12 protein-coding genes are annotated in these 25,839 nt (G+C 68.7%); 8 read left to right on the plus strand and 4 right to left on the minus strand.

Translation table 11 applies throughout. The features are described 5' to 3' along the window. Nucleotides 1–186 precede the first annotated feature (186 nt). The 3 genes from CACI_RS18420 to CACI_RS18430 all read left to right on the plus strand — a co-directional run bounded on the left by CACI_RS18420 (nt 187) and on the right by CACI_RS18430 (nt 7,455). Nucleotides 187–2,658 carry a choice-of-anchor D domain-containing protein gene (locus CACI_RS18420; protein WP_015792337.1) on the plus strand — a complete coding sequence of 824 codons (2,472 nt, stop codon included), beginning with the start codon at nt 187–189 and terminating at the stop codon, nt 2,656–2,658. 11 nt (nt 2,659–2,669) lie between these two features. Next, the gene (locus tag CACI_RS18425; RefSeq protein ID WP_015792338.1) at nt 2,670–5,672 is read left to right on the plus strand and encodes a CBM35 domain-containing protein; all 3,003 of its coding nucleotides are present in this window, start codon (nt 2,670–2,672) and stop codon (nt 5,670–5,672) included. Between the two features lie 133 nt (nt 5,673–5,805). After that, entirely contained in the window at nt 5,806–7,455 is a 1,650-nt protein-coding gene (locus tag CACI_RS18430; protein ID WP_015792339.1) for a glycoside hydrolase family 13 protein, read from the plus strand. A gap of 33 nt (nt 7,456–7,488) precedes the next feature. Here the strand turns inward: CACI_RS18430 and CACI_RS18435 are convergent, their stop codons facing one another. Further along, complete coding sequence (locus CACI_RS18435; RefSeq protein ID WP_190276769.1) at nt 7,489–9,303, minus strand: cell wall-binding repeat-containing protein; 1,815 nt, start codon at nt 9,301–9,303, stop codon at nt 7,489–7,491. Nucleotides 9,304–9,542: 239 nt separating this feature from the next. On the opposite strand from CACI_RS18435, the gene CACI_RS18440 reads away from it, so the two are divergent. Both CACI_RS18440 and otsB read left to right on the plus strand, forming a co-directional pair. Next, nucleotides 9,543–10,382, plus strand: a complete 840-nt coding sequence (locus CACI_RS18440) for a sirohydrochlorin chelatase (protein ID WP_015792341.1) — start codon at nt 9,543–9,545, stop codon at nt 10,380–10,382. Between the two features lie 336 nt (nt 10,383–10,718). After that, nucleotides 10,719–13,262 (plus strand): trehalose-phosphatase, encoded by a 2,544-nt coding sequence (gene otsB, locus CACI_RS18445; RefSeq protein ID WP_015792342.1) that lies wholly within the window; start codon nt 10,719–10,721, stop codon nt 13,260–13,262. A gap of 453 nt (nt 13,263–13,715) precedes the next feature. Here the strand turns inward: otsB and CACI_RS18450 are convergent, their stop codons facing one another. From CACI_RS18450 to CACI_RS18460, 3 genes are all read right to left on the minus strand, one after another. Then, nucleotides 13,716–17,894 carry a beta-galactosidase gene (locus CACI_RS18450; RefSeq protein ID WP_015792343.1) on the minus strand — a complete coding sequence of 1,393 codons (4,179 nt, stop codon included), beginning with the start codon at nt 17,892–17,894 and terminating at the stop codon, nt 13,716–13,718. A gap of 217 nt (nt 17,895–18,111) precedes the next feature. Continuing rightward, the gene (locus CACI_RS18455; protein ID WP_015792344.1) at nt 18,112–18,453 is read right to left on the minus strand and encodes a hypothetical protein; all 342 of its coding nucleotides are present in this window, start codon (nt 18,451–18,453) and stop codon (nt 18,112–18,114) included. Nucleotides 18,454–18,688: 235 nt separating this feature from the next. Beyond that, nucleotides 18,689–20,689 (minus strand): glycoside hydrolase family 30 beta sandwich domain-containing protein, encoded by a 2,001-nt coding sequence (locus tag CACI_RS18460; protein WP_015792345.1) that lies wholly within the window; start codon nt 20,687–20,689, stop codon nt 18,689–18,691. Between the two features lie 145 nt (nt 20,690–20,834). Here CACI_RS18460 and CACI_RS18465 point away from each other — a divergent pair, with 145 nt between their 5' ends. From CACI_RS18465 to CACI_RS18475, 3 genes are all read left to right on the plus strand, one after another. Further along, the gene (locus CACI_RS18465) at nt 20,835–21,860 is read left to right on the plus strand and encodes a LacI family DNA-binding transcriptional regulator (RefSeq protein ID WP_015792346.1); all 1,026 of its coding nucleotides are present in this window, start codon (nt 20,835–20,837) and stop codon (nt 21,858–21,860) included. A gap of 210 nt (nt 21,861–22,070) precedes the next feature. Then, nucleotides 22,071–24,017, plus strand: a complete 1,947-nt coding sequence (locus CACI_RS18470; RefSeq protein WP_015792347.1) for an RICIN domain-containing protein — start codon at nt 22,071–22,073, stop codon at nt 24,015–24,017. A 302-nt stretch (nt 24,018–24,319) separates the two neighbouring features. Beyond that, the gene (locus CACI_RS18475) at nt 24,320–25,630 is read left to right on the plus strand and encodes a carbohydrate-binding protein (RefSeq protein WP_015792348.1); all 1,311 of its coding nucleotides are present in this window, start codon (nt 24,320–24,322) and stop codon (nt 25,628–25,630) included. The last annotated feature ends 209 nt before the right edge of the window (nt 25,631–25,839 follow it).

Here is a 25,839-nt window from a genome sequence, read left to right on the forward strand (position 1 = left end):
TCCTGCGCTTCAGCGCAAGAGAATCCATGGATCCTGACGGATTTTTGCGTTGGACTCTGGACTTCGGTCTCTCCGAGTCGTACGGTTTCGCTGCACCACACCACCTCGAAACCTTGACGTAACCCCGCCACCAGCGCGCCGGGTCACGCCTCGGTACCCCCATGCCTGCGTCAGGAGTACGTCACGATGCTCCGCTCCACAGTCTTGGCCGCCATAGCCGCGATCGGCCTCGGCGTCGCGTTAGCCGGACCCGCGACCGCGCACGTCAGTCCGGCCGCCGCGCACCTGAGCACCACCGCCGCGCTTCCCCTTCCGGCAGGCGCCAGCGTTCCGTTCACCGAGTACGACTCCGTGAACGCCGCCGCGACCAACGGAACCCGCACCTTCGCCTCGCGCGCGTTCACCCAGATCGCCGCCGAGGCCACCGGCCGCCGCGCCGTGCAGCTGGCGGCCGGGCAGTACCTTGAGTTCGTTCTTGCGCAGCCGGCTGACGCGGTCGATATCCGGTACTCCGTCCCGGACGGCAGCGCCGACTCATCGCTTCAGCTCACGGTCGGCGGCCGGCCGCAGAACAGCCACGACACCCCGCTCGCCTCGCTGCCCACCACCGCGAAGTACTCGCACTTCTACGGGAACTACCCGTTCACCAACAACCCGGCAGACGGCGGCGAGCATCATTACTTCGACGACACCCGCGCACTACTGGGCCGCGTCCTGCCTGCCGGAACCCGCGTGCGGATCACGGCCTCGGCGCCGACCACCGTCGACGTCGCCGATTTCGAGAACGTCGCGCCCGCCCCGACCCGGGCGCCGGCCGGCTCCCTGAGCGTTCTGGACTTCGGCGCGGATCCGACCGGCGCGACCGACTCCGGCCAGGCGATCCAGAACGCCATCGACGCCGGCGCCGCCGCGCACCAGACGGTCTGGATCCCGCAGGGCACGTACACCGTCACCCGGCACCTCGTCGTCGACGGCGTCACGGTTTCCGGTGCCGGGCCTTGGTATTCGGTCCTGCACGGCGCGGGTGTCGGCATGTTCGGCAAGCCCGCCCCGACGCCCAGCGCCGCCGTCCACCTCAGCGGCTTCGCCATCTTCGGCGAGACGACCGTGCGCGACGACTCCGTCTCCGACAGCGGTTTGGGCGGGTCCCTCGGCGGCGGCTCGACGGTCGACGACCTCTGGATCCAGCACACCAAGGTCGGCATGTGGTTCGACGGACCGGCCGACGGCCTGACCGTCTCCGACACCCGCATCCAGGACACCACCGCCGACGGCGTCAACCTGCACGACGGCGTCAGCCACGTCACGGTGCGGAACACCTTCGTCCGCAACACCGGCGACGACGGCATGGCCATGTGGTCGGACCAGAACGCCGACCACGACAACGCCTTCGTCCACGACACGGTCGTGCAGCCGCAGCTCGCCAACGCCTTCGCCGTCTACGGCGGGCACGACAACACCGTCAGCGACGACCTCGCCGCCGACACCGTCACCCAGGGCGGCGGCGTCCACGTCGGCAACCGTTTCGGCTCGGTCGCCCTGTCCGGGACGACGACCATCGCCGACGACGTCCTGCTGCGCACCGGCGATCTGGTCCCCAACGACCCGACCGAGATCGGGGCGCTGTGGTTCGACGCCGCCGATTCACCGATGACCGGCGCGATCTCCGTGCACGACGACACGCTGGTGGACAGCTCCTACGCCGGGATCCAGTTCGTCGGGCAGAGCATCACGAACGTCTCGGTCGACCGGGTCACGATCGCCGGCGCGGGCACGTTCGCCGTGCAGCTCCAGGCGCCGGGCACCGCGACGTTCTCGAACGTCCTCGCGCTCGGTCTCGGCGCGGGCAACGGCGCCGGAACCTATGACTGCGCCAGCGGATTCACGATCGCCAAGTCCGGGTCGAACGTCGGCTGGACCAAGAGCGCCTGCGGCTTCCCGCCGAGCGGAGCGCTGAGCATCGACAAGGCCACCGGCGTCGACTTCGGCTTCCAAGCCCTGTCCACCGCCGCCGCCCAGCCGATCACCATCACCAATCCCGGACCGAAGCCGATCACGATCCAGCGCATCGCCGCGCCCGCCGGCTTCACCGCCGACGATCCCTGCACCACCATCGCGGTCGGCGCGTCCTGCACCGTCCACGTCGCCTTCGACCCGGCCACCTCGGGCAACTTCACCGGGCTGCTCACGATCGACAGCACCTCCCCGGCCGGTCCCTACGTCGTCGGCCTCAAGGGCGTCGGCTACGACCCGAACGGCGACCTCGCCCTGGGACGGACTGTCACGTCCAGCTCGCAGCAGTGTTCCTGGTGCGGCCCGGACAAGCTCACCGACGGGGACGCCACCACCTACTTCGAGAGCGCGGACGGGACCTTCCCGCAGACCGCGACCGTCGATCTGGGCCAGAGCGTCTCGGTGGACCGGGTCGTGCTGAAGCTGCCGCCGAACTGGGGCGCGCGGACGCAGACGATCGCGGTCTCGGGCGACGGCGTGCCGCTGGCAGCTTCCGCCGACTACGTCTTCGACCCGGCCGTCGCCGGGAACTCGGTGACGATCACGTTCCCCGCCACCACTGTTCGCACCCTGACGCTCACCCTCACCGGCAACACCGGCTGGCCCGCGGCTCAGCTGTCGGAGTTCGAAGCGTACGCGCACTGAAAGGAGTGATCATGCCCCCCACACCCACCACCCCACCCGCAGCATCCCCCTCATCGGCGATACCTCGAGGACGCAGACGCGCCCTGGCGGCGTCGACCGCCGGAGCTGTCACGTTCGCCACCATCGCCGCCTGGTCCATGGCGCACTCGGCATCGGCCGCCGGTACGACCTATGAGGCGGAGAAGGCGGCGTTGTCCGGCGGTACGGTCGTCGCCAGCGATCACGCGAACTACACCGGGACCGGTTTCGTCGGCGGATACACCGATGCGAATAAGGGCGCTGCGAACACCACGTTCACCGTGAACGCCTCCGCTGCGGGGAACGAGTCCGTGGCGCTGCGTTATGCGAACGGCACCGGTGCGCAGATGTCGCTGTCGTTGTACGTCAACGGCACCAAGCTGAAGCAGATCCTGCTTCCGGCGTCGGCCAACTGGGACACCTGGACGACCGAGACCGAGTCGGTCGCGCTGAAGGCCGGGACCGACACGATCTCGTACAAGTTCGACTCCGCCGATCTCGGCAACGTCAACGTGGACAACATCACCGTCACTCCGGCGGCACCGCCTCCGGCCGGTCAGTTCGAGGCGGAGAGCGCGGCGCTTTCCGGCGGTACGGTCGTCGCCAGCGACCATGCGAACTACACCGGCACCGGTTTCGTCGGCGGATACACCGATGCGAATAAGGGCGCTGCGAACACCACGTTCACCGTCTCGGAATCCGGTGCCGGATCCACGACGACGACGCTGCGCTACGCGAACGGCACCGGCGCGCAGATGTCGTTGTCGTTGTACGTCAACGGCACCAAGATCAAGCAGATCCTGCTTCCGGCCACGGCGAACTGGGACACGTGGGGGACCGAGACCGAAAGCGTCAGCCTGAACGCGGGCAGCAACGCGGTCTCCTACAAGTTCGACTCCTCCGACCTGGGCAACGTCAACATCGACAACATCGTCGTCGGTGCGATCACCCCGCCGACCACGACGCCGTCGACCTCTCCCAGCTCCAGCTCGCCGCCGCCGTCCGGCACGCCCTATGAGGCCGAGACCGCCTTCACCGCCGGCGGCCCGAGCGTCGCGACGTCTATCAGCGGGTACAGCGGCACCGGCTACCTGACCGGCTTCACCACCCAGGGCGCCGAGACCGTCATCGACACCGACGTCCCGGCTGCGGGTTCGGATGCCGTGACCCTTCGCTATGCGAACTCCACCGGCTCGGCGCAGACGATCTCGCTGTATGTCAATGGCCTGAAGAACGCACAGCTCTCGCTGCCGGCCGGCAGCGGCTGGCTGACGTCGTCGCGGACCATCGCGCTGCGCTCCGGGGAGAACCTCATCGGCGTCCAGCACGACAGCGGCGACACCGGCAACGTCGCCATCGACGACGTCACCGTCGCCAACGGCACCGCTCTGGCCGCGGTCGGCGCGACGCTCCCGTACACCGAGTACACCGCCACGAGCTCGCAGACGCAGACCAACGGCACGGTCCTGGCCGCCAGCACCGCCTACCCGAGCATCCAGGCCGAATCGACCGGCCGCCGGGCCGTCCAGCTGACCGCCACCGGCCAGTACATGCAGGTCACGTTGGCGCACCCGACCAACTCGATCGTGGTCCGCTATTCGATCCCTGACAATGGCGACGGTTCCGCGGCGAGCGCCCCGATCGCGTTGTACGCCAACGGGAACAAGATCCAGGATCTGACCCTCACCACCAAGTACTCCTGGCTCTACGGCGGCGGCTACTACGACACAAACACGCCGAGCAGCGGTCCCGCGCACCACTTCTATGACGAGACCAGGGCCCTGATAGGCAACTGGCCGGCGGGAACGGTGCTGAAGCTCCAGAAGGACTCCGGCGACACGGCCGCCTCGTACACCTTCGACGTCATCGACACCGAACAGGTGGACCCTGCCTTCGCGATACCGGCGAACTTCGTCCCGATCACCAACTACGGCGTCACTCCGAACAACGGGGCGGACGACACCAACGCGATCAACAGCGCGCTGAGTGCTTTGGCCGGAACGGGCAAGGGCTTGTTCTTCCCGTCCGGAACCTACGACATCTCGGGCCGCATCAACATCAACGGCGTGCCGGTGCGCGGCGCCGGCGAGTGGTACACGACGATCCAGTCCACGGCCGTGAACGGCAGCGGCGGTCTGTACACCACCGCCGGCGTGAACCAGATCGCCGACCTGACGATCTCCGGCGATCAGACCTCGCGGAACAACGACTCCGGCGCGGCCGCGATCGAGGGGACCTTCGCGCAGGGCTCGCTGCTGTTCGACGTGTGGATGGAGCACACGAAGGTCGGGCTGTGGGCGGTTCCGGGCGTCGGGCTCTACGCCTCCGGGCTGCGCGTCCGCGACGTCTTCGCCGACGGTCTCCACGTCCACGGCGGCAGCAACGGCACCCGGATCGACCAGTCGCAGGTGCGCAACAGCGGCGACGACAACATCGCGCTGGACACCGAGGGCGGCGACGTCGTCCGCTGCTCGCTGGTGCACAACACCGTTCAGAGTCCGATCCAGGCCAACGGCATCGGTGTCTACGGCGGCAACGGCAACGCCGTCGTCGCCAATCAGGTCTCTGACACCGTCGCGTTCGGCGCGGGCATCACCGTCAGCACCCGGTTCGGAGGCGGGTTCACCGGCCCGACCACGGTGTCCGGCAACGCGCTGACACGCGCCGGATCGTATGAGTACAACTGGGGTTCGAGCCTCGGCGCACTGTGGATCTACGCGAGCCAGTCCGACATCACCCAGCCGGTGACCGTCTCCACCAACACGATCACCAGCGCCACCTACGACGCCCTGCTTCTGGGTGACAGCAAGCAGATCGCCAACCTGACGCTCGATCACCTCGCGATCAGCGGCGCGGGCGGATACGGCATCAACATCAAGAACCTGACCGGCGGGATGACGGCGAACTATGTGACCGTCACCGGCGCCGCGTCCGGCGGACTGAACAACCCCTCGAACTACCCGATCACGCGCGGTCCGGGGGACAGCGGCTGGTAGGTCGCACCGCACAGCAAAACACAGCACGGCACGGCACAACACAGCACAGCGCTCGCACGATCCGATCGGCCCGGTGTTGCCCCTGTTCGCAGCACCGGGCCGGTCCCACCGAACCACACAGACGGGAATCTCCATGCAAGAAACCACCACCGGCCCGACGACGACCGCCTGGTGGCGTACCGCGTCCATCTACCAGATCTACGTGCGCAGCTTCGCCGACGCCGACGGGGACGGGATCGGGGACCTCGCCGGGATCCGTTCCCGGCTGCCGTACCTGCGCGATCTCGGTGTGGACGCGCTGTGGCTGACGCCGTGGTACGTCTCGCCGATGGCCGACGCGGGGTATGACGTCGCAGACTATTGCGACATCGATCCGGTCTTCGGGGATCTGGCGCAGGCCCGAAAGCTGATCGACGCGGTCCACGGTTTCGGAATGCGGATCATCATCGACATCGTCCCCAACCACTGCTCGGATCAGCACCCTTGGTTCCAGGCGGCGCTGGCGGCCGGTCCCGGTGCGGCCGAGCGCGAGCGGTTCTGGTTCCGTCCGGGACGCGGTGCGGACGGCTCGCTTCCCCCCAACGACTGGCAGTCCTACTTCGGCGGCCCGGCCTGGACACGGATCACCGAACCCGACGGCACGCCGGGACCCTGGTTCCTGCACATGTTCACCCCCGAGCAGCCCGACCTGAACTGGGAGGACCCCGGCACGCTCGCCGCGTTCGAGCAGATCCTGCGCTTCTGGCTCGATCGCGGCGTCGACGGCTTCCGCATCGACGTCGCCCACGGCTTGATGAAGAAGCAAGGACTCCCGGACGTCGGTCCCACCCCGATCCCCCACGACCTCCCCTACCAGGACCGCCCCGAGGTACACGACGTCTACCGCGCCTGGCGCCGCGTCACCGACTCCTACCCCGGCGAGCGCGTGATGGTCGGCGAGGTCTGGCTCCCGACCCCCGAGCAGTACACCCGCTACCTCCGCTCCGACGAACTGCACTCGGCCTTCAACTTCGAATTCCTGTGCAGCGCCTGGGACAGCGAAGCGATCCGCAGGGTCATCGACGACACCCTGGCCTCCCACGCCGCCGTCGGAGCACCCCCGACCTGGGTCCTGTCGAACCACGACACGATCCGCCACGTCACCCGCTACGGCCGCGAGAACACCGCCTTCGACATGGGCGACAAGCGGCACGACGACCCCTCCGACCCCGTCCTCGGCACCCGCCGCGCCCGAGCCGCAGCCCTCCTGACCCTCGCCCTCCCCGGCGGCGTCTACATCTACCAGGGCGACGAACTCGCCCTCCCCGAGGTCCGGGACGTACCCCCGGACCGCATCCAGGACCCCACCTGGGAACGCTCCGGCCACACCGACCGCGGCCGCGACGGCTGCCGCGTCCCCCTGCCCTGGTCCGGCGAAGCACCCCCCTTCGGCTTCTCCGACCCCGAAGCGCACGCAGACCCCTGGCTCCCGCAACCCGCGTCCTGGAAGGAGACCACGGCAGCGGTCCAGAATCAGGACCCTGACTCAACACTGAACCTCTATCGCGAGGCACTGACCCTGCGCCGCGAAACGATCTCCAACCTCCCCACCGACGTCACCTGGATCGACGCGGGAGCCGACGTCGTGGCGTTCACCCGCTCGCAGGACTTCACGTGCATCGTGAACTTCTCAGCCACCCCCCTCGACCTGCCCCCCGCGCATCGCGTCCTGCTGAGCAGCGACGTGGTGAGCGGCGGAAAGCTCGCCCCGAACGCCGCGGTGTGGCTTGGAGCCCGGGCCTAGGTCGGATGGGGTGTCCCGCGAAATCGCAACCCGTCAGTACGGCATGGAGAGCTGCTGGTAGACGGCATTGATGACGGTCGGGGCGATGGCAGTGGGACCGCCGAAGACGTCGATCGTGGCGATCGAAGTGCCGTAGGCGCGGAGGTAGTTGGCTGTTGCCGGGCTGAGCACGGCCGGGTCGGTGAGGAGCAGAGGACCGTTGGCGTGTGCGGTCAGCGCGCCACCGGTCAGGGCGTCGGCGAAGCCGGTACCGGTCGCCAGGCCGATGGTGTACTTGTTCTGCGTGTTGGTGCCCCAGGCGTTGGCGACGGCGGTCGCGGTTCCGTAGCGGTCGCCGCCGACGATGCCGGTGACGGCTCCGGCGACGTACATCGCGGGCTGTTGGAGAGCTGTCCAGGCGCCGCCGCCGACCGCGGTGACGGCGCCGGCTGTCCTCTCCTTGCTGCGGATGTAAGCGGCGGTTGCGGGATCGACCGTCGCTTTCTCGGCCGGGCCCTGGGTCAGGACGATCGCGGCGGGCTTGCCGCTGGCGTCGGTGAGTTTGTCGGCGGCCAGGGGTCCTGCCGTCAGAGCGTCGGCGAAGTCGTCGCCGCGGGCTGCGACGATGCGGCCGGGGTTGTCGAGCCCGGTCTTGGCGATGATCAGGGCTGTGGCATACCGGTCGGTGCCGGCGTAGCGGACCACGCGGTAGTGCAAGGTCTTGGTGATGTAGTCGGCGATACCTTGCGGCAGTGCGGCCGTTCCGCCGAGGAGGTAGACGGTCTTACCCGTGCCCGGTCCCAGCACGCGCTGGATCTCGGCGGCCACGCGAGGGTCCAGCGTCGCGCCGGGACCGCCAGGGGTGACCAGCAGCGAGGCGTGGCGATAAGAGGCCAGCGGTATCCCGGTGAGCGCGTCGGCGAACTGGTCGCCCCGGGCAAGGACCACGGCGCCGGCCGATCCTGCGGCGGGGAAGGCGCGCTGGGAGGCCAGGACGCCGGTCGCGTAGCGGTCGGCGCCCGCCACAGGCTGGACGGTGGCGGTCACCGCCGGGTCGGTGAGCGTGATGGTACGGGTCGTGGTCGCGGAGGGCCCCACGCCGTCGCCGATCCAGATGGTGACGGTCTTGGTGCCGGCGGTGGTGTACCAGTGGGTCGGCATGGACTGGTGCAAGCTCGCGGAGGCGAGGTCGTCGTTCTTGAGGGAAGTGCCGTCGCCCCAGTCGATGGAGAACATCGGGTAGCTGGAGGGGGCGAAATCGACGCTGCAGCCGGCCAGGTCTACCTGCACGGTGTGCGGCGCGGTGACCGTCACGCTCGCGTGCAACACCGGCTGGGCCGCAGTGACGGTCAGCGTGGGTCCGTCGAGCCAGAAATGTCCGCCGTCGTTGAGCGTGCCCTGCACACTGACGAGGACTTTCCCGATGCAGTGGACGGGCTCGGTGACGCTGAGGTCTGAGCCGGCACTGATGCTGTAGGTCGACGTCTGACCAGCGCCGCAATCGAGATCAACGGAGTAGCCGGTGACGCTCTCGCCGGTCCCGAGCCGGCTGGGCGGCGTGATGGTGACAGTGATCGGCGACCGGTCGACCAGGCTGGTGGCCGAAGCGGCCACCGCCCCGCCGACGGGGTCGACGGTCACCGGGACGCGTTGCTGATCGTTGTCGTCCGAGGAGGTCACCTTCAAGGTGACGCCGAATCCACCGACTCGCGTATAGGTGTGGGTCAGGGGGGTGTCCTTGTCGCTGGTGACACTCTGAACGCCGTCGCCCCAGTCGATAGTGTAGGTCGCACCAGCCGGCGCCTCGGAGCCGGATATGTCCGCGGTGACGGTCGCAGAACTGATGCTCACCTCACTCGGAACGGACAACCCCGCAGACACCGTCGTATCAGCATGCGACGGCACAGCCGCAGACATACCTCCCGCCGTGCAGGCGAGCGTCGCCACAGCGATGGTGGACAGCCGTGAGCGAGATGGCGAAGGCATTTGGTGTTCTCCTGCGTGTCGGAGGCTTGATCCCGTCGGTCAGGGTAGTGGAGCCACGGCGTGCGTTGTCGCGAGGGTCGCGCTCGGAATCCGCGGTCGCGCGTCGGCGTTTACAACGCGCCGTGGCGGACAACAGCGCGCCGGTGACGAAGACATCGCTGAGGGCCGCACGGGCCGCCGTCGTTATCGTCGGCGGCCACGAGGGCGGCGGACGCGTGGCTGTGGATCCGTTGGTCGAGTATGGGCCGCTGTTGTGCGCGGCGTCTGCGGGTCGGCAGCTGGATGAGTCTTTGTATCAGGCTCTTGACAGCTCCGACCTGCCGGTGTGCGTGGTGCCGATGACGCTGGGGCGCGATCCGCAGCTGGTCGCCGGTATCGCCCGCACGCTCACGGTGCTGAGCCGCGGCGCGGCTGCCGGGCGGGTTGTGCTGGCCGAGTCGTTCGGCACTGCGGCCTTGCTGACCGGCTGGCTCCGGGTCGCGGTCGCCGGCGCTGCGAGACGGCACGGCGGGACGGATCTGGCGATGCTCGTGACCGCGAACGCCGCCAACCGGTTCGACGACGCCGAGCTGTTCCGGATCGCCCGCCTCGTCAAGGTCCAAGAAGGCCTTCCGTGGGTGGAAGTCGCCTTCCGCGGCGGCGATCCCGACCTCGCCGAGGGCATCGACCGCTGCGGGCGGCTGGGCGCGCGCCGGGTTGCCGTGGTCCCCGCGGACTTCGGAGCCGGGACCGACGCCCCGATGTCCGGCGTCACCGACACCCCGATGCCCAGCGTCATCGACGGCGGACCGCTGCTGTCGCCCTCGGCGATCTCCGGCATGCTCGCCACGCGTGTCGCCGGGGCCCTGCTCAAGCTCACTCGCGGCGATGACGGGATAGCCGCCGGATTGGACGCCGACCACGGCCACGGTCACGGTGGCGAACCCTGGCGGGCGAAGAAGAAAATCTGGGGCGTCGGCTGACCGCTGCCTCGCGAGTACCTTGCGAGCCCTTGTTGCCAGTTGCCAGTCCGGCGAGTCGTGCCCATGCTGGCCGAAAAGTTCGTCCATGCTGGTCGGATGGTGAATCCGATGCCCGCCGCCGACGCCACCCGCGCAGCGGGTTTGCCGGGCCCGAAAGGCGGTTGACCCGGTGACGCTCGGCAGCGGCGTGCTCGCCTTCAGCATGATCTGGACGGGGTGGACGATCCACGCGTGGAATTGGCTAGGCTCGATGTCGCGGTGGGCCGTCGTCGCATGCGTGTCATGGACTCGAACGCCACACACCACCCCATGACCGAAACTCTTTGAGGAGAAGTGTTGACTGCTGAGGCCCTGCCTGCGGAGCTGCGGCGGGCGATCGTCCAGATCGCCCGGACCCCGCGGCTCCTGGTCGCCTGCGACTACGACGGCACGCTGGCCCCGATCACGCTGAACCCGGACGAGGCCAGGCCGCTGCCGGAGTCGGTGGGCGCGCTCCGGTCGCTCGCGGGGCTGCACGAGACGACCACGGTGGTCATCTCCGGCCGGGCGCTGCGCGACCTCGCCACGCTGTCCCGGCTGCCCGCCGAGGTGAACCTGGTCGGCAGCCACGGCTCGGAGTTCGACATCGGCTTCGTCCACGCGCTCGGCGCGGAGGCCCGGGCGCTGCACCGGCGGCTCGGCGCCGAGCTGGAGCAGCTGGTCATCGACGTGCCGGGGGTGAACCTGGAGGTCAAGCCGGCGAGCATCGCGGTGCACGTGCGCCAAGCCGAGTACGACGCCGGGCGCAAGGTGCTCGCCAGCGTGCACGAGGGTCCCGCCACCTGGCCGGGCGTCTCGACGACCGTCGGCAAGGAGGTCATCGAGCTCTCGGTGGTCGACACCGACAAGGGCCGCGCGCTGGACGTGCTGCGCCACCAGGTCGGCGCCACCGCGGCGATCTTCCTCGGCGACGACGTCACCGACGAGAAGGCGTTCGCCCGGCTGTCCGGTCCGGACGTCGGCGTGAAGGTCGGCGCCGGGGAGACGCAGGCGGCCTACCGGGTATCGGAGACGGCGGACGTCCCGGTGGTGCTCGCCTTCCTGCTGGAGGAGCGCCGGAACTGGCTCTACGGCCAGTCCTCCCACCCGATCGAGCGGCACTCCATGCTGGCCAACGAGCGCTCGGTCGCCCTGGTGACCCCGGACGCCAGGCTGACCTGGATGTGCCACCCCGGCGCGGACGCGCCCGCGGTCTTCGCCGACCTGCTCGGCGGCGCCGGCGCCGGCCACTTCGCCATCGCCCCCCGGCACAACGGCCTGCCTCTGGGCCAGCGCTACCTGCCCAGGACCATGACGGTGGAGACCCGGTGGTCGCGGCTGCTGGTCACCGACTACCTCGAGCTCGACACCCCGCCGCACCGCACGGATCTGGTCCGGGTGGTGGCCGGGGACACCGAGGCCTCGGTGACCTTCGCGCCGCGTCCGGAGTTCGGCGGCGTCCCGGTGCGCTTGGTGGCCGAGGCTGAGGGCCTTCAGGTGCACGGGACCTCCGAGCCGTTCGTGCTGCGCTCGCCGGGCGTGCAGTGGACCGTCACCTCCGACGGGCTGCACGAGACGGCGTCCGCGGTGATCCGGCCGTCGGCGGGGAACCCGGTCGTGTTCGAGCTGCGCTGCGGGACGACCGAACTGGACGAGCACGAGACGCCCGAGCCGGAGCGCCGGGCGCGCGCCGGCCGGTACTGGAGCCAGTGGGCGGCGACGCTGAAGCCGCCCGGCGTGCTGCCCGAGCTGGTGCTCCGGTCGGCGCTGACGCTGCGCGGGCTGGTCAACGCCGACACCGGCGGCGTCCTGGCGGCGGCGACGACGTCGCTGCCCGAGGAGATCGGCGGGGTCCGCAACTGGGACTACCGCTACTGCTGGATCCGCGACGCGGCGATGACGGTGCGGGAACTGGTGCATCTGGGCTCGGTCGAGGAGGCCGAGGGCTACCTCACCTGGCTGCACGGCGTGCTCGGCACGCTCGCCGGTCCGGAGTGGCTGCACCCGCTGTACACCTTGTCCGGCGGGGTGATCGGCGCCGAAGCCACGATCGAGTCCCTACCCGGCTACGCCGGCTCGCGACCGGTCCGCATCGGCAACCTGGCCAACCACCAGGTCCAGCTGGACGTCTTCGGCCCGGTGGTCGAGCTGGTCAGGACGGTGGCCGAGGTACGCGGCGAGCTGCGCGACCAGGACTGGCAGATGGTGCAGGCGATGACCGAGGCGGTCTCGCGCCGCTGGGACGAAGCCGACCACGGGATCTGGGAAGAGCGGCACATGCCCCGCCACCGGGTCTACTCACGCGTGATGTGCTGGGTGACCATGGACCGCGGCGTCGAACTCGGCCAACGCTACGGCCGCGAGGTACCGCCGGAATGGACCATCCTGCGCGACACGATCCGCGCGGACGTCCTCGAACACGGCTGGAACGACGAGGTCCAAGCCTTCACCACCGCCTACGACGGCACAGACCTGGACGCCGCCTCCCTGTTCGTGGGCCTGTCCGGCCTGATCGACCCAGCCGACGACCGCTTCCAAGCCACGGTGACCGCGATAGAAGCCGAACTCCGCAGCGGCTCCACCGTCTACCGCTACCGCCGCGACGACGGCCTCCCCGGCGGCGAAGGCGGCTTCCACATCTGCGCGGCATGGCTGATCGAGGCCTACCTGCTGGCCGGCCGAGGAGACGAGGCCGAGGAGTTGTTCACGCAGATCGTCGACGCGGCCGGTCCCACCGGCCTCCTGCCAGAGCAGTACGACCCGGTCGCCGAGCGCTCACTGGGCAACCATCCGCAGGCCTACTCGCACATCGGGCTGATCCGCTGCGCGAATCTGCTGGCGGAGTATCAGGCGGCTGTTTGAGTTCGGGGGTGCTGGCCCGCGGGTGGCCAGCGCCGGCACGCAGATAGCCGGCGTTGGCACATGGGTGGTCGACGCTGGTGCTGGTGCTGGTGCTGGTGCTGGTGCGCGGGTGGTGCGTCGCGCTGCTGTGACCCGGCTGCGGATGCGGGCTGCGAGGCGGGTGCCCCTGTCGGGCGCGCGAGCTGCCAGCTCTGGCATGTCGGTGATGGCGCCTGCCGCTGCCGCTGCCGCTGCCGCTGCCGACGCTGGCGCGCGGGCGGTGCGTCGCGTTGCTGTGACCCGGCTGCGGATGCGGGCGCCGGTGTCGAGTGCGCGGGTTGCCAGCGCTGGCATGTCGGTGCCATGAGTGTGGACACAAGAGCAGGTCCGGCGCCGACGGGCGACCGGACCACTCTTTTTGCGATCCCCGATCCATCTCTGGACCGGGGATCGCAACTCGGACCCTCCCTGCCCTCAGGAGCAAGTGATCTGCGCGCCTCCCCAGTCCCCGTGGTCGTGCGCGTTGCCGTCGCCGCCGTCGCCGACCACCAGGTCGAGCATCTGGGCGCCGGTGAGGTCGGCTGACAGCTGCGTGGCTGCCTGGTGGCCGCCGATGACGGGGGTGGTGGTCAGTGTTCTGCCGTCGGCGAGGACGCTGAAGGTGACGGTGCCGGCGCCGTTGGTCTCGTCGTCCACGCCCACCGAGGCGGTGAAGGTGGTGCAGTGGCCGCCGAGGTAGATCCGTACGTCGCTGGTCGCGTTCGTGCCGAGGCCCTTGGCGGAGGTCGCACCGTTGATGGTGATGGTGTGTCCGTCGCCGGCGGCCTGCTCGCCGTTGCTCATGTCGCGTTCGACCGGTCCCCAGCCGTTGGTCGCGGCGGTGAATGCCAGGTCGCTGATGTTGTCCTGACCCGCTGCGGGCGGCACGTAGTAGCCGACGACGCGCTCGTCCTTCGCCGTGCCGGGTTTGTCGTGCTGTGTGTAGCCGATCGTCGCGGTGAGCGCGGCGGCTGAAGGTTGGGCGCCGGCTGATGGCTGCACGCTCCAGGTGAACGTCGCCGACTGTCCGTCCTTCACAGAGCTGATAGTTGCCGGGCTCGGGGCGCTGGCGGTCCAGCCGGGCGGAAGGCTCAGCGAGGGCGTGAGTCCGCTCGCGCGTCCCCGACCGGCCGGGACCGACACGGTCGCGGTGGCGGTGAAGGCGGTCCCGGCTTGCGCGGTGTCAGGGACCTGAAGGTTCACGTTCACGCCCGGCGCCGCGGGCATCGCGTACGTGGCCTTGTTGTACCGGGGACTGTCGACCGTATCCACCTTGAGCGAGGACGCGTAGCTGCCGTAGTCGGTGAGCGAGACCGTGCCGAGGCCGCCGGTGCTGCCGTCCAGGTTCCACACCGCGATCGCGATCGTGTTGCTCCCGTCGGTCTTCAGGATCCCGTTGGGGATCGGGAAGCTGTGCTGCGGGCCGAGGTAGTTGACGTAGTTGCCGACCATCCAGCCGTTGACGTACAGCTCCGCGCGATACTTCTTCGACGGATCGTCGGTGATGGTGAGACCGAGCGAGGTGTCCTGACCCTTCGGCAGGTTCAGGTTCGCGGTCGTGCGGTACCAGGCGACGCCCGGGGTCGTGTCGTGGGCCGGAAGGCTCACCGGCTTCCACGCCGAGTCGTCGAAGCCGGGCAGCGGCCAGCCGGCGCGCTCGCCGTACAGACCGCCGGTCGACAGCGGACCGCGCACCGGGTCGATCTCCTGCTCGCCGCCGCGGACGCCCTGCAACCGCCAGGTCACCGACGTCAGCGGAGCTCCGACGAGCGAGGCACTGGTGAGCCCACGCGCAGAGGTGCTGTTGTTGGTGGAGTTGTAGTCCTCTTCGTGACCCATGTTCACGGTGAGCACCGAGACGATGTTGTCCCCGCTCTGCTTCAGCGATCCGGCCGGGAAGGTGAAGTCGCCGCTGCCGTTGGTGGAGCTGCCCAGGAATGTCCCGTTCAGCCAGACCGAGAAGGCCTGCGCGCCTCCGCCCGAATCAGAGACCAGGTGGATGCCGGTGGCCGTGGGGGAGGAGCGGAACCTGCCGCGGTACCAGGTGCTGCCGGTGTGGAAGCCGTAGTCGTCGGCGTAGAGAACCGGTAGCGAACCGACACCGGTGACGCTGTTGGTGCTCGTCTTGTCCGCGACCGTCCAGGTCGAGTCGTCGAAGCCTGACTGTGCCTCCGGCGACTCAGCCTGGTACTTCCAGTCGGTGAGCGCGGGCAGAGTGATCGCCGCCGCGGTGGATACCGTGCCGACGAGGCTTCCGGTGGCGGAGCCCTTGGCGTGCACCGCATGGCCGTTCCAGGTCACCGACGTGGCGGAGGTGAAGACCTCGATACCGGGGTCGGTGCCGTTGTCGCCGGTCAGATTCAGGACCCTGCCACCGTCAGCACTCGCGGCGGTCCGCAACAGATGGGTACCGCGCACGAGAACCGGACCCGTGGCAGTGTTCTGCGTCCAGAACGTCTCGGCGGTCGGCTTGTCGGCGAGCAGGAGCAGCAGCGGACGCGAGCCGCTGCCGGTGATGGTCACCCGGGTCAGGCCGGAGTGCTGGTAGTTCAGCCGCAGGTCGCCGCTGGCGGCGTCCCAGGTCACCTTGACGGCGCCGTCGGTGCTCTGGACGGTCGGCCGGCTCGCGTACCGCAGGACCGTTTCGCCGTCGGTGCCCTTGTCGCCGTAGAACACTGCGACGTCACGGCTACCGATCGTCTGCGAGGTCATCAGCTGCGAGGTCGAGTACTGCAACCGCGAGTCGCCGATCTTGGTGTCCGCGACCAGCAGGTCCGATTCGCGCCCGTTGAGGGTGATCGCGGTGCCCGGTTCCTGGGGGACGCTCGGATACGTCGGGCCGGCTCCGCTTCCGGCGGGCGGCAGGTCGACGGCGTCCACGGACACGAAGTTGTCGGTCGAGCCGGAGGCGTGGGTGCCGTCCACGACGATCTTGAGGGTGTGCGGTCCGGCGGTCAGGCCGCTCGCCTGGTAGAGCACCGCCTGGCTCTGGCTGCCGGAGCAGTCGACGGTGGTCTGCTTGACGCCGTCGAGGTAGACGTCGGCATAGCCGTGGTTGTTGGTCTTCGAGCCGATCCACCGGATCGCGGTGCCGGTGAACGGAACCGTCAGTGAGTCGTTGGCGGTGTTGGAGAACGACTCAGTGTTCTTGAAGTCGCTGCCGGTGTAGCTCTGGTTGGCGACGTGCGACCAGGCGCCGGTGTACTGCAGGACCGGATCGACGTCGTCGTAGGTGTAGTTCCCGGCCGGAAGCGCGTTGAAATCAACGGCGATGTGGGTGTTGTCCACCGCGGTCGAGGTCGAGTCCGAGTGCCGCAGTACATGGAACTGCGCGCCGGTGTCGGGGTTGCGCCGCGCGGTGTCGACGATCGCGGCGTCGTCCGGCGCGGTGGTCTGGATCGGGTCGGTCTTGGTCAGGTCCGGCATCGAGGCCAGCGCGTCGCCGATCAGTTTGTCCTCGGAGTACTTCGGATCGAGCTGCCGGGTCTCCCGGATCGCCGCGCCGTAGTCGTAGGAGGTGTAGTTCTCGGGCTCGCCGAGCCAGCCCCAGTTGGTGCCGCCGTAGGTCATGTAGAAGCTCTGCGCGGTCGCGCCGACGGCGATGTTGTTTTTGTAGAAGACATCAGCGAACTGATCGTTGATCAGCTGGGCGCACTTGTCGTAGCCCGGGCCGCCCCAGGGGTCGAAGGCGCCGCCCTGGAACTCCGGGGTGTACAGCGGCTTGCCGGCCGGGTGGTCGTAGCTGATGTCGGGAACACCGTTCCACGCGCTCGGATTCGAGCAGTTGAAGCCCTGCGGGTAGGAGTCGGGACCGTCGACGTCCAGCGCACCGGTCCCGCTGCCGAACGTCCCGTTGTTGTTGCCGGTCAGCGGCACGGTGATGCCGTCGGCGCGAGCCTTGTCCTCAAGGTGCTGCATGTAGGCGCGGCCGGTCGCCGAACCGTTGTAGTACTCGTTCTCGACCTGATATGCGATCACGCTACCGGTGCCATTGGTGAGCTGATGCCGCGCGAGGATCGCGTCGATCTGGGTGAGCCACTGATCGGCGTAGGACAGGAAAGCCGGGTCGTCGGTCCGGTTCTTCACGTCCTTCGTACCGAGCCAAGCCGGCAGCCCGCCACCGTCCACCTCGGCGTTGATGTACGGCGCGGGCCGCGCGATCACATACAGGCCCGCCTGCTGCGCCATGTCCAGCAACTCATCGACATCCCGCACGCCGGTGAAGTCGTACACCCCGGGCGCCGGCGAGTGGTAGCCCCAGTCGAAGTACAGCGACGTGGCATTGAACCCAGCCGCCTTCATCTTCTGGAAGATGTCCAGCCACAAACTCGGACTCGGCAGCCGGAAGTAGTGGAACTCACCAGACCACAGGTAGGTGCGACTGCCGTCAACGAGGAACGAGTACCCGTCATACGTGACCGTATGAGCAGTCCCCACAGAAGCCGGCGCCGTTGCGGCCGCGACATCCCTGCTCTGCGCGACATCTCTGCCCTGCACCGGGCTCGCGTGCGCCCCAGCGACGGACCCGAATATCAGAGCCATGACAGCGGTCGCCGCCGCCACCACCCGGCCGCCGTGCCGAAGCCGCGTCACACTGTGCACCCGAAGTCTCATGCGTCATACCCGCCCAAGAAGCTTGGTTCTGAAGAAAGTTGATGAGTTATGTGATCGCACGTTCCCTTGTGTTGGGTATGTATAGTGCGCCACGAACCCGGTGTCCAGAGCCCGAGGCAGGCGTTTCAGCACGCTGAACTGGATAATTCGGGCACATGCCAACTGATCGCGCAGGCTCTTGACGCATCTGTCGAGCCCTGTCAGCGCGGGTGGGAACCTAGGCGTCCCTGAGGGCCATGCCGGTGAGGTGTTCAGCAGTCTCGCGAAGCGACTGCTCCAGCAGGTGCAAACCTTCGGCCAGGCGCCACTCGCGGCCACGCTCCTGGCACATACGCCAGACCTCGCAGTACCGGTCCTCAAGCTCCAGTGCGCGCTCGATGGCGTCGATGTCGATCGCAGGCCTCTTCGGAGAAGCGCCGCCTGCCTTTTGGTGCAGGGCCTGCGTATTCACTCGCTCGTGGGCGATGAGGATCTCCCCGACCCGCTGCAGGTGGATCCCGCCGACGGTGTCGCTGCTGATGATCTCGGCGAGGACGCGGTTCCGTTCGTCGCCGCTCAATCGCTCTCCTCCATCATCCACGCCGCCCTGGCTGATGATGCTAGCGCCACGGCAGAAGCAGCGACCCTCGGCCTGCTCCGCGCAGCGCGCGCCGGTGAGTCCGCGGTCACCGATCCGGGCCTGGCGACATTGTCGGGCCCACTGACTCACAAACCAACCGACCAACCATCCCGGCGCGTGCTGTGCTCAGCGAAAACCTTCAGAACTCAGCTGTCTGATCCTTCTGATCAGACCCCTATTTGTCGCCCGACCACCCTCCGCCGGTGTACGCGCGCACATCGGCGACGCTCCACCAGCTTCCGTTAGCCGCAGTAAGCGTTAGACGGACGTACCGGATCGGCGCGCCGGTCAGATCCACCGTCGTGAACTGGCCGCTGCCAACCCCCGACACGGTAGCCGTCGTCCATGAGACGCCGTCCCTGCTGGTGCTCACGCTGTAGCCGCGCGGGTAGTCGCCGGTGGAGGCGCCGGTGTCGAATACGACGCGGCGTGCGGTGACGGCCTTGCCGAAGTTGACCTGCAGGTACTGGCCTGCTGCCTGGGCTGTGCCTGAGGAGTAGCGGGTGCTGGCGTCGGCGTCTGTGGCGTTGGCCGCTACGTCGGCGGAGCAGCAGGGGTCGGTCGGGCCTGGGGGGTTCGCGGAGGCGTGCCAGCCGGTGGGGTCGAGTTGGCGCAGGGTGGTGCTGCCGGGGAGGTGTGCGTTCCAGGTGAAGGTGGCCAGGGCGCCGCCGGGCAGGGTGTAGGTGAAGTTCTGGTCGCCCTCCTGGACTGCGAAGGTCTGGGGGTTGTCGTTCTCGTTGTGGGCGACGAGTGCGGTGCTGCCGTCCGGGTTCTGGAATGCGACGTCCATGATCTGGCCGTTCCAGCCGGTCGTGCCGAAGGATGTGCTGGCGATGCGCAGCGCTCCCGGCTTCACGAAGCGTGCCAGGTGTCCGAGGGTGTAGTACTCCGCATTGTCCGTGACGGTGCCGTCCGGGTTGACGGTGACGACGCCGGTGCAGGTGCCGCAGCCTCCGACGTGCGGGCCGCCGCTGGGGTCCAGTGCCAGGTTCCAGTTGACTACTGTCTCGGCCCAGTTGCGGGTGGCGCCGATCGTCAGGTTCCTGGCGTGCCATTTCAGTGTGTCGGAGAAGGTGTTCGCGGGGTCGCTCGACTGGTTGCCGGAGCACTCGGTGAAGTAGATCGCCTTGTCCGGGAACTGGTTGTGGAACGCGGTCATCGCGCTGGGATCGCCGCTGTAGCAGTGGAACGCGACGCCGGAGACCCACCTGGCGGCCGGGGAGTTCAGCACGTTCTGCGGGTAGGCGTCGATGTCCGCGGTCTCGTCCGGCGGGGTGGCGGCGACGTCGTTCGGGTGCTCGGTCCAGTTGTGGTCGTAGGCGAGGATCTGCGTGTGCAGGTGCGCCTGGCGCAGCATCGGGCCGAGGTCCTCGATGACCTTCTCCTCCTGCCAGGAGGGCATGTCAGTGCCCGGATAGCCCGACGGAGTCCGGTTCTGCGGCTCGTTCTGCACCGTGATGGTGTCGACCGGGACGCCGGCGGCCTGGTAGGCCTCGACGAACTTCAGCAGGTACAGCGCGTAGGCCTGATAGACGCGCGGATCGTCGATGAGCCGGCCGCCGGTCAGCGAGCCGCCGGTCTTCATCCACGCCGGCGGGCTCCACGGCGTGGCGACGATCTGCAGGCGGGGGTTGATCGCCTTGGCCTGCCGCAGCAGCGGGATGATCTGCGCCTTGTCGTGCGCGATGGAGAAGTCGCGCTGCGCGTAGTCCGTCTGTCCGGCGGGCACGTCGTCGTAGGTGTAGGCGGCGCTCGCGACGAAGTCCGAGCCGCCGATCGGCTGGCGCAGGTAGTCCAGGCCGTCGCCGGTCACCGGGTCGAACAGCGAGCGCATGGTGGCGGTGCGCGTCGCGGGGGAGAGGTTCGAGAGCACCGCCGCGGAGGAATCGGTGATCGCCGCGCCGAAGCCCTGCATCCGCTGGTAGGTCAGAGTCGGATCGACCACGACGGTCGGGACGGTGGCCGGCACGGTCCCGAAGGCGACCGTGCCGGCGTCGGCGAGCCGGTTCGCGCCGTCGGGGGTGGTGAGCCAGACGTGCGCGGCGACAGGCTTCGGCCCGCGCCCGGTGTCGTGCCCGGCGCCCTGGCCGGTGGCGGCGGACGCGACCGGGACGATAGCGCCGGCCGCGACGAGGAGTCCGCCGATCAGAGTCAGTGCTGAGAGTCTTCGAGGCATGGGGTGTGTCCTCTCGCCGGATGTAACAAAATGTAACGACTGTGAAACAACGCTCCGAGCGAACCAACCCGCTGCCACCCTGTCAAGGGATGCCGCGGCGCTGCGGGAAATGGGTATGCTGCGCGAGTGAAACGGGATGTAACGCATGGCTGAGGCGGTGCCGGTCCGGCGGGCGACCGTCCGGGACATCGCCGCGGCCACGGGGGTGTCGATCGCGACCGTGTCCCGGGTGCTCAACGATCACGCGAACGTCGCCCCGGCGACCCGGGAACTGGTGCAGCGCACGGTCGAACGGTTCGGCGCGCGGACGCCCAGCGCACCCGACCCCGAGGCGCCGGGCGCGATCTACCTGCGCTGTCCCTACACGCTGACCGACTACTTCGGCCTGATCGTCTCCTCGATCGCCGAGAGCCTGGAGTCCTTTCACCGCACGCTGATCCTCGACGCCGGCGAGAACTCGCAGGCGGCCACCGTGCTGCCGACGCTCGCCGGCCGCAGCGGGGTCGCCGGCGCCATTATGATCCTGCCGCCCGAGCCCGACGAGCAGCTGGTAGCCCTGCGGGCCCAGGGCTTCCCCTTCGTCGTCGTCGACCCGCGCGGCGAGGTGCCCCGCGACGTCGCCGCGGTCTCGGCCGCGCACCTGACCGGTGCCCGCAGCGCCACCCACCACCTGCTCGCCGCCGGACACCGGCGGATCGGCGTGATCGCGGGTCCCGAGGAGTGGCTGGCCGCCCGCGACCGGCTGGCCGGGCACACCTCGGCGCTCGCCGACGCCGGCATCCTGCCGGACCGGACGCTGATCCGCGCCGTCGAGCCGACCGTCGGCCTCGGGCACTGGGCCGCCGGAGAGCTGCTCGACCTGCCCGACCCGCCGACGGCAGTGGTCTGCTTCAACGACAAGACCGCGATCGGGGCGATGGCGGCCGCCGCCGATCGCCGGCTGCGGGTCCCGCGGGACCTGTCGGTCACCGGATTCGACGACATCGACCTGGCCCAGGCCGCCAGCCCGATGCTCACGACCGTCCGCCAGCCGCTGGCGGAGATGGGGCGGATGGCCGTCAGCCTGCTGATCCGGCTGATCGACCGGCAGCCGGTGGACGCTTTGCACGTGGAGCTGGCCACGGAGCTGGTGGTGCGGGGATCCACGGGCGCGGTGCGCTCGGGGCGGTAGGCGCAGGTCGGCCCGCCGAACAGCCCGGCGCCCGCCGCGCGGCGACGCGCATGTAACACCTCTGTTTCATCATTCACCGGGCGCACTCTTGTTGCGGAACCGGCTCCGGGCATTGACGCGGCGTCAGGTCCCTGCTTTCCTCCTTGGCAACGGCTGTTACATAGCTGTTTCATTTGTTACAGCACGGGGGTGAAGGAGGAACAGACGGAGATGTTCAGCAGCAGGCACAGCAGACCCCTGGCAGCTTCCTTGGGAGCCGTCGCTCTTGTCGCCGGCGCGGCCGGCGCCCTCGTCGCGCCGCGGCCCGCCGCCGCCGCGACGGCCGCAACAGCGGTGTCGGTCTGGGAGACCACCGCGGACCGGAGCCAGTTGCTCAGTCCCCAGGCCGGCACGGCGTTCAACGCCGGGGGCGGCTCGGCGAGCCAGACCATCACGGTCAACCCCGGGACCGCCTACCAGAGCATGACCGGCTTCGGCGCGTCGTTCACCGACTCCTCGGCGTGGCTGGTGGCGAACTCGCCGCAGCGCTCGGCGATCATGACGAAGCTGTTCGACCCGAACCAAGGCATCGGACTGAGCTTCCTGCGCCAGCCCATCGGGGCGTCCGACTTCTCGCTGTCGCAGTACAGCTACGACGACATGCCTTCGGGCCAGACCGACCCGACGCTCGCGCACTTCTCGATCAGCCACGACAACGCCTACATCATCCCGGTGCTGAAGCAAGCGTTGCAGCTCAATCCCGCGCTGACCGTCATGGGCACGCCGTGGAGTCCGCCGGGCTGGATGAAGTCCAGCGGCTCGATGGTCGGCGGCTCGCTGAACGCCTCGAACTACCAGGTCTACGCCAACTACCTCATCAAATTCGCCCAGGCCTACCAGGCAGCCGGCGTCCCGGTCGCGCTGTTGACCCCGCAGAACGAGCCGGAATACTCCCCGTCGAACTACCCCGGCTCGACCTTCACCAGCGCCCAGGAGACCAGCCTCATCGGCAGCAATCTGGGTCCGGCGCTGGCGCCCTCGGGGTTGAGCACGAAGATCATCGGCTACGACCACAACTGGAACGACCCCTCGTTCCCCGAGACGATCCTTGGCAACTCCACGGCGTCGCAGTACACGGCCGGCACCGCATGGCACTGCTACTCCGGCGACCCCAGCGCCCAGAGCACGGTCCACAACGCCTACCCGGGCAAGGACACGTACTTCACCGAGTGCTCCGGCTCGCAGTCCTCGAACCCCGCGAACACCTTCGCCGACAGCCTGGACTGGCAGACCGAGAACCTGATCATCGGCGCCACCCGGAACTGGGCCAAGACGGTCGCGACCTGGAACGTCGCCCTGAACCCGAGCGGCGGCCCGAGCATGAACTGCACCACGTGCACCGCGGCGGTGACCGTCGACAACAACGCCGGGACCGCCTCCTACAACGCCGAGTACTACGTGCTCGGCCAGGCGAGCAAGTTCGTGAAGCCCGGCGCCGTCCGGATCGACTCGAACACCTTCGGCTCGGGGAACCTCGAGGACGTCGCCTTCCGCAACCCCGACGGCTCCAACGCCCTGGTTGTGCTCAACGCGGACACCGGCAACTCACACACCTTCAACGTCTCGGAGAACGGCCAGTCGTTCACCTACACGCTGCCCGCTCGGGCGGTCGCGACGTTCACCTGGCCGCAGCTGACCTCCGGCGGTGGCGGCGGGACCGGCAGCATCGACCCGACGAAGTGGTACGAGGTCGTGAACAGCAACAGCGGCCTGTGCCTCGACGCCGCCGGTTGGGGGACCGCGGACGGCACGGCCGTGCAGCAGTGGGCCTGCGGCAGCGGCGGCCAGGCCAACCAGGAATGGCAGTTCCACGCGACGAGTAACGGCTACTACCAGGTGGTCAACCGCAACGCGCCCAACGAGTCCTGGGACGTGACCGGCGGCCAGGGCGCGACCGCCGACGGCACGCCGATCGAGCTGTGGACCAACGGCAGCGGGACGAATCAGCAATGGCTGCCCACGCAATCCGGCAGCGCGTACACGTTCACGGCACGGAACAGCGGCACGGAGTGCCTGGACGTGACCAACCGCGGCACGGCGAACGGCACACGGATCCAGCAGTGGACGTGCACGGCGGGAGACACCGCCCAGTCGTTCACCTTGGTGCCGATGGCCTGACAGGGCTGACGGAGCCCGACGGGGCGGAGGGGAACAGGACGGCCGAGCTCGCGCCCGGTGGCGACGTGGCGCGAGCTCGGCAGCTTTCCCTGCGCGGCGCTGGTTGGGATGCGCCAGTAGTAAGAACCCTGATTCATTATTCTGCGCACGACGTCGAACCGGCCCACTCACACTGGTCTGAACCAATCTTGTGAATGGTCTTGACCAATCTTCTCCCCGCACGTACAAAGTGGACACCGGGCCACCCCACGGTTCGGCGAGATGCGCAATCCCCCAGCACCTCTCCCCACTTTGGAGGGCTCATGCGGATCGGAAAACGGAACCTTCGCGCAGCACTGACAGCCGGCTCGGCGTTCGCGCTGGCAGCCGGCGCGGCCGTCCTCGCGGTGGCTGCGGCTCCCAGTGCACAGGCCGCCACGTGCGCCGCGCCGTGGAGTGCCGCCACGGTCTACACCGGCGGCCAGCAGGCCAGCGAGAACGGGACCAACTACACCGCCAACTGGTGGACGCAGGGCAACGACCCGGCGACCAACAACGGCGGATCCGGCACCGGACAACCGTGGACGTCCAACGGCGCGTGCACCGGCGGTACCGGCGGCGGCACAGGCGGCACAGGCGGTGGCACCGGCGGCGGAACCGGCGGCACCGGTGGCGGAACGGGCGGGGTGAGCGGCCTGCTGCTCAGCCCGTACAAGGACGTCACCGTCAACATGAACTGGAACACCTACCAGATGCAGTCGGCGGTGACCGGGTCCGTCATACCGGTAGTCGGTTCCGGAAGCCTGGTGTCGCAGTACGTTCCGAAGCTGCCCGCGATCACCCTGGCGTTCGCCACCGGCTCCTGCGGCAGCGAGACCTGGGGCGGCGTCCCGGCTGCCAACTTCGCCTCGGAGAACGTGGCCCAACTGCACGCCGCCAACCTGAACTACGTCGTGTCGACCGGCGGCGCCGCCGGCAGTTTCACCTGCGCCTCGGCGTCCGGCATGAAGTCCTTCATCGCCCGCTACGCCAGCTCGAACCTGGTCGGCATCGACTTCGACATCGAAGGCGGCCAGAGCGCGTCGGACATCCAGAACCTCGTCGCCTCCGCGGTCGGAGCCCAGTCGCAGTACCCGAACCTGCAGTTCTCCTTCACCCTGGCCACCCTCGGGGCCTCCGACGGCAGCTACGGCGGAGTGAACTCCCTCGGCAACACGGTCGTGCAGGCCGTCCGCGGCTCCAGCCTGAACCACTACGTCATCAACCTGATGACCATGGACTACGGCAGCGCCTCCAGCAGCGTGTGCGTCGTCTCCGGCGGCACCTGCCAGATGGCCCAGTCGGCGATCCAGGCGGTGAAGAACCTCGAGCACACCTACGCAATCCCGGCCAGCAAGATCGCCGTCACCCCGATGATCGGCATGAACGACGCCACCAGCGAGATCTTCACCGTCGCCGACGTCAACACCCTGTCGTCCTACGCCGTCAGCAACGGCCTGGCCGGCCTTCACTACTGGTCACTGGACCGAGACACCCCCTGCTCAAGCTCCTACGCGTCCCCCACCTGCAACTCCGTCCCCAGCACGACCCCGCTGCAATACACCAAGCAGTTCATGAGCGACACCGGGCACTGACCAAGCCCACGAGCGGACCGCGCGAGTTCCCGCGCGGTCCGCTCAATCATTGGGCTAGACAGCGGGCAAAGCCTTATGCGCTTAACTCCCGCATCCACGTCCGATCCGACGACGACCCCTGAGCTTAAAGGTTAAGTGCTTAAGGGGATCCGAGCCTTGATTCCCTGGAACTTTCACCGCCTCCGGACCGCCACTTCAGTCCGGACCAG

Source organism: Catenulispora acidiphila DSM 44928 (assembly GCF_000024025.1).
Lineage (GTDB): Bacteria > Actinomycetota > Actinomycetes > Streptomycetales > Catenulisporaceae > Catenulispora > Catenulispora acidiphila.